This is a genomic window from Stenotrophomonas sp. PS02301, assembly GCF_029959485.1.
In the GTDB taxonomy this organism is placed as follows: domain Bacteria; phylum Pseudomonadota; class Gammaproteobacteria; order Xanthomonadales; family Xanthomonadaceae; genus Stenotrophomonas; species Stenotrophomonas maltophilia_Z.
Window position 1 is genome coordinate 1 of record NZ_JASCOO010000159.1, and the last position, 5,661, is coordinate 5,661.

The following is a 5,661-nucleotide window of genomic DNA, read 5'->3' on the forward strand; positions in this document are numbered from 1 at the left end:
GCGGGCGGGCGCCACCCCCCCCCGCTTCCCGGGCGCGCCGGGGGCCCGCCCCCCCCCCCCCCCCACTACCCCGGACACAGAAGGGGCCGCGATCTGCATCGCGGCCCCTTCGTCTTGCCATGTGGATCACCGTTACTTGGTGATATCCACATCCTTGGTTTCATGCAGGAACAGGCCACCGACCACGACCGTCATCAACGCGATGATGATCGGGTACCACAGGCCGTAGTAGAGGTTGCCGGTACCGGCCACCAGCGCGAAGGAAATCGCTGGCAGGAAGCCACCGAACCAGCCGTTGCCGATGTGGTACGGCAGCGACATCGAGGTGTAGCGGATACGCGTCGGGAACAGCTCGACCAGGTAGGCGGCGATCGGGCCGTAGACCATGGTCACGTACAGCACCAGCAGCCACAGCATGAAGATCGTGCCGGGGATGTTGATGCGCGCGTTGTCAGCCTTGGCCGGGTAACCGGCGGCACCCAACGCACCCTTGAGCTCTCCGCCGAAGGCATCGCCCTTGGCCTTGAGTTCTTCCTTGGTCAGGCCTGCGGCCTCGTAGGAGGTCACGGCGGTGGTCCCGACGTTGACCGTCGCCAGCGTACCGGCCGGTGCCGGCTTCACTTCATACGGCACACCGGCCTTGGTCAGGGCCGCGGTGGCCACGTCGCAGGAGCTGGTGAACTTGCGCAGGCCGACCGGATCGAACTGGAACGAGCAGGTGTTCGGATCGGCATTGACCAGCGCCGGCGAGTTGGTGCGGGCTTCTTCGATGGCCGGGTTGGCGAAGTGGGTCAGGCCCTTGAAGATCGGGATGTAGGTGATGGCAGCCAGCAGACAGCCGGCCAGGATGATCTTCTTGCGGCCGATACGGTCGGACAGCCAGCCGAAGAAGATGAAGAACGGCACGCCCAGCGCCAGCGCTGCGGCGATCAGCAGGTAGGAGGTGGTGGGGTCGACCTTGAGCATGCTGCTCAGGAAGAACAGCGCGTAGAACTGGCCGCCGTACCACACCACGGCCTGGCCGGCTGCGGCACCGAGCAGGACCAGCAGCATCAGCTTGAGGTTGCCGTCCTTGAGGCTGTCGCGGAACGGGGTCTTGGAGCCCTTGCCTTCGGCCTTCATCTGCTGGAACAGCGGGGATTCGCTCAGCTGCAGGCGGATCCACACCGAGATGCCCAGCAGCACGATCGAGACCAGGAACGGAATACGCCAGCCCCAGGCTTCGAACGCTTCATTGCCCAGGAAGTAGCGGCAGGCCAGGATGATCAGCAGCGACATGAACAGGCCGAGCGTCGCGGTGCACTGGATGAAGCTGGTGTACAGGCCACGCTTGTCGGCCGGCGCGTGCTCGGCGACATAGGTCGCGGCACCACCGTATTCGCCACCCATCGCCAGGCCCTGGGCCAGACGCAGAATGATCAGGATCACCGGGGCGGCGAAACCGATCGAGGCGTAGTTGGGCAGCACGCCGACCAGGAAGGTCGAGATGCCCATGATCAGGATCGTGACCAGGAAGGTGTACTTGCGGCCGATGCGGTCGCCGAGGCTGCCGAAGAAGGCCGCACCGAACGGGCGCACGAAGAAGCCGGCCGCGAACGCCAGCAGGGCGAAAATCATGCCCGTGGTTTCATTGACGCCGCTGAAGAACTGCTTGGCGATGATCGCGGCGAGCGAGCCGTACAGGAAGAAGTCGTACCACTCGAAGACGGTACCCAGGCTGGACGCGAAGATGACCTTCTTGTGTCCCTGGGTAAGTTGGGCTTTCGTTGGTGCGGGTGTGGTGGACATAAGACGCTTCCCCTCCGAAGCAATCGTTGTGGTGTGCCGGCTGTACGCCGGCACGCGTTTTTTGTTTTAGAAGCTGTATTTCGTCGTGAACTGCAGGCGGCTGATATCGCCCTTGCGGCCATCCTCGATCTCGCGCACCCCATACATCAGCTCGGCGCCGACATCGACCTTGGGCATCGGCGTGTAGAACACGTTGCCGCGGATGCTCTGCACGCTCTTGGTGACCAGCGGGCCGAGGCTGCCGTCGTTGTCGTAATCGCTGCGCGCGTAGATCAGGTTGGTGCGCAACTTCGGGGTGAAGGCGTGGCGCCAGCCCACATAGCCGGCCAGCACGCCGGTCGGGTTGAGTTCGTCGCGGGCGATGTCATACGCGGTATCGGCGGTGACACCCAGGCCGATGTAACGTGCGATGCCTTCGCCACCGGTGACCTGGTAATGCAGCGTATCGGTCGGGCCCATCACCCATTTGCCGCCCAGGGTGAGGCCGCCGGCGATCTTGTCCGCATCGGCACCGGTGGTCTGGTTGTCGACCTTCAGCTGACGGACCACGCCGCCGACACCGAAGGTGCCCCAGTCACCCTTCCAGCCATAACGCAGGGTCAGATCCGGCAGCGCGCCGCGGTCGGAGTTGCTGGCTACATTGGTCCACGCGCCGGTGACCGGGTTGCGGGTGCCGGTGAGCAGCGTGGTTTCCGGGTTTTCCAGCGCGACGCTGAAGCCGCCCTGGGTGTAGCGGATCTGTGCCTGGCGCACGAAGATCACGCCATCGGTCGGGCCGACGAAGTCCGCCGCTTCCGGCAACGACGCGGCGTCCATGAAGTTCGACCAGGTCTGGCCGGCCATCCAGTTGTTCCAGTACATGTAGGCGTGACGCAGGGTCGCACCGTAGGTATTGGTCGCGGTCTGGTTGCCCAACGAGTTGCCGAAGAAGTCCATCTCGAAGAACGCACCGGACTTGTTGCCGGCCTCGCTGACATTGTCGATGCCAAGATTGAAGCGCGAGAACTTGGCGTGGGCGTTGTAATCCACGTCCGAGCGCTTGCCGCTGCCGCCGGCACCGGCCACCGGGGTCTGGCCCGGCAGATACAGCGCGCGGCCGGTGGCATCGTCGGCCAGCTGACCGTCGCCGGTCTGGGTGGCGAGGAAATCGGCCTTGATGAAGCCGCCGATCTTGACCGTGGTACCCGGCGCGGCGCCCGGGGTGATGGTGGTGACCTGGATCGGCTGCTTGCCGGCCGGCACCGTGGCCGCCACCGGTTGCTGCGCCTGCACGGTGCGCACCGCGGTGACATCGGTCTGGGCCTGGCTGATCTGGACCTGCTGTTGCTGCTGGTTGTTCAGCAGCAGCTGGACCTGGCGCTCCAGCTCGACGACGCGGGCTTCCAGCGCTCTTTCTTTTGCGGTTTCGGCGAACGCCATGCCTGGCGCGATCAGTGCGACGAACATGGCGGCGGCCAACGGCCGGCGTGTCGTCCTCAGCAAACGGTGGCTCATGTTGCCCTCTCTCCCGGGTGGCAAGGTGATGCCGCGCATGGGGCACGGTCGAGCCGAGGGTGCGGCGCGTTGACGCACCGAAGCTATTGGCCATTAGTCGTACTCGCCCCACGCGGCGAGTACGACCCGGGCGCCGGCAGGCGACCGGCAGGTGCTGCAGGCACCGCGCAGGTACCGACCGTTGGTCGGTACGCCTTGCCTCACGACCAACGGTCGTGAGCTACCGGGGTTGGCTGCCATGTCATATCGGGCGGGTCGGCGTTCGACCATGGTCTAACCACCTCGACACCGCGCAGGCAGGTGGATGCGGCAAACTGAGGGGGAGAGGTCGCCGCTTATGCTGCGACCGCACAACCCAAGTCAACGTGCAAGTGAGGGTGCCATGGCTGATCTTTACCCCGTCGACGCCGCGTTCGCCGCGGCATCGCGGATCGACAAGAACACGTACCAGCAGCTCTACCGTGAATCGGTGGAGCATCCGGATGCCTTCTGGGGCAAGGCCGCCGAGCGCCTGGACTGGTTCAAGAAACCGACCCGCATCAAGAATGTCAGCTACCAGCTCGACGACTTCCGCATCAAGTGGTTCGAAGACGGTGAGCTCAATGCCAGCGTCAACTGCCTGGACCGCCAGCTCGACAAACGCGGCGACAAGATCGCCCTGCTGTTCGAACCGGACAGCCCCGATGCGCCGGCCCAGGGCGTCACCTACCGCGAGCTGTATGAGCGCACCTGCCGCCTCGGCAATGCGCTGCGCAACCTCGGCGTCAAGAAGGGCGACCGGGTCACCATCTACCTGCCGATGATCGTCGACGCCGCCGTGGCCATGCTGGCCTGCGCGCGTATCGGTGCGATCCACTCGGTGGTGTTCGGCGGTTTCGCCCCGAACTCGATCGCCGACCGCGTGATCGACTGCGGCAGCAAGCTGATCATCACCGCCGATGAAGGGCTGCGCGGGGGCAAGAAGATTCCGCTCAAGGCCAACGTCGATGCGGCGCTGAAGCTGCCGGGCACCACCACCGTGGAAACGGTGCTGGTGGTCCGCCACACCGGCGGCGCGGTGGACATGCAGGCCCCGCGCGACCGCTGGTTCCACGATGTGGTGGACCCGCAGCCGACGCAGTGCGAGCCCGAGCGCATGAATGCCGAGGATCCGCTGTTCATCCTGTATACCTCCGGTTCCACCGGCAAGCCCAAGGGTGTGCTGCACACCACCGGCGGCTATCTGCTGTATGCGGCCTACACCCACGAAGCGGTGTTCGACCTGCGCGAGGACGACATCTACTGGTGCACCGCCGATGTCGGCTGGGTCACCGGCCACAGCTACATCGTGTACGGGCCGCTGGCCAATGGCGCGACCTCGGTGATGTTCGAAGGCGTGCCGAACTTCCCGAACACCTCGCGCTTCTGGGAGGTGATCGACAAGCACCAGGTCACCATCTTCTATACCGCCCCCACCGCCATCCGCGCGTTGATGCGCGAAGGCGATGCACCGGTCAAGCGCACCTCGCGCAGCTCGCTGCGCCTGCTTGGCAGCGTCGGTGAGCCGATCAATCCGGAAGCCTGGCGCTGGTACTACGAAGTGGTCGGCGACAGCCGCTGCCCGATCGTGGATACCTGGTGGCAGACCGAAACCGGCGGCATCCTTATCTCGCCGCTGGCCGGCGCGGTCGATCTCAAGCCGGGCTCGGCCACCCTGCCCTTCTTCGGCGTGCAGCCGGCGCTGGTCAATGCCGATGGCGAGATCCAGGAAGGCGCGACCGAAGGAAACCTGATCATCCGCGATTCGTGGCCGGGCCAGATGCGCACCGTGTACGGCGACCATCAGCGTTTCATCGACACCTATTTCCGCACCTACCCGGGCAGCTATTTCACCGGTGATGGTTGCCGTCGTGACGAGGATGGCTACTACTGGATCACCGGCCGCGTGGACGATGTGATCAACGTCTCCGGGCACCGCATCGGTACCGCCGAGGTGGAAAGCGCGCTGGTCTCGCACCCCAAGGTGGCCGAAGCGGCCGTGGTCGGCTTCCCTCACGACATCAAGGGCCAGGGCATCTATGCCTACGTGACGCTGATTGCCGACGAGACGCCGAGCGATGAACTGCACAAGGAGCTGGTGGCCTGGGTGCGCAAGGAGATCGGTCCGATCGCCGCGCCCGACCATCTGCAGTGGGCGCCCGGCCTGCCCAAGACGCGCTCGGGCAAGATCATGCGCCGCATCCTGCGCAAGATCGCCGAGAACGCACCGGACCAGCTTGGCGATACCTCGACCTTGGCCGATCCGTCGGTCGTGGCCTCGCTGGTGGAAGAACGCAAGGTGAAGTGAGGGGTCGCCCCATCGCATTCGCGCTGTCGCTCCCACGGTCCGCAAGCGGACCG

At 65.3% G+C, this 5,661-nt stretch carries 3 protein-coding genes; 1 reads left to right on the forward strand and 2 read right to left on the reverse strand.

Annotation, left to right across the window (positions count from 1 at the left end; genetic code table 11):
* Positions 1-132 precede the first annotated feature (132 nt).
* The gene (locus tag QMX81_RS20310; protein ID WP_121040972.1) at positions 133-1,788 is read right to left on the reverse strand and encodes an MFS transporter; all 1,656 of its coding nucleotides are present in this window, start codon (positions 1,786-1,788) and stop codon (positions 133-135) included.
* A 66-nt stretch (positions 1,789-1,854) separates the two neighbouring features.
* Complete coding sequence (locus QMX81_RS20315; RefSeq protein WP_282264220.1) at positions 1,855-3,282, reverse strand: DcaP family trimeric outer membrane transporter; 1,428 nt, start codon at positions 3,280-3,282, stop codon at positions 1,855-1,857.
* 382 nt (positions 3,283-3,664) lie between these two features.
* Here QMX81_RS20315 and acs point away from each other — a divergent pair, with 382 nt between their 5' ends.
* The gene (gene acs, locus QMX81_RS20320; protein ID WP_282264222.1) at positions 3,665-5,608 is read left to right on the forward strand and encodes an acetate--CoA ligase; all 1,944 of its coding nucleotides are present in this window, start codon (positions 3,665-3,667) and stop codon (positions 5,606-5,608) included.
* Positions 5,609-5,661 lie beyond the last annotated feature (53 nt).